Here is a 403-nt window from a genome sequence, read left to right on the forward strand (position 1 = left end):
GTTTTTCGCCGCGCTGTATATAAATTCCCTGGTCCCGCCAATAGCCATAACTGCCAAGCTGCTGCGCTTTTGGATTCTGCGCCATAATCAAAAGCGCATTACCTGCCGTATAACGTTCAAACCGGCTCTGTACATCCAAAAACTGCTGATACGCGCCGCCAGTTTCTGCCACACCCAGCGCTGCCTGCTCCAAATATTCATAACAGAGCTGCCGGTTGGCTTTGCTTTCCGCAATAAAATCGGCTGTTCGCGGGTCGTATCTGGATACGGACGTAGTTAACAAATCATCAAAATTCCCCATAGTTTCTACCTCACTTTTGCCCCTTTGTTTGTTTTTCTTGGCACTGCTTGCCTGTGTGTATTTTGGCCGCCTCGACTGCCGGTGTTTTTTTCCTTCTCCTTT

1 pseudogene is annotated in these 403 nt (G+C 48.6%); it reads right to left on the reverse strand.

Annotated elements, in window-relative coordinates:
- A pseudogene (locus NE619_RS19360) lies at nt 1-301 on the reverse strand (hypothetical protein); the annotation flags it as partial.
- Between the last annotated feature and the right edge of the window lie 102 nt (nt 302-403).

It is taken from the genome of Anaerovorax odorimutans (assembly GCF_024459955.1).
Classification (GTDB): domain Bacteria; phylum Bacillota; class Clostridia; order Peptostreptococcales; family Anaerovoracaceae; genus Hominibacterium; species Hominibacterium odorimutans_A.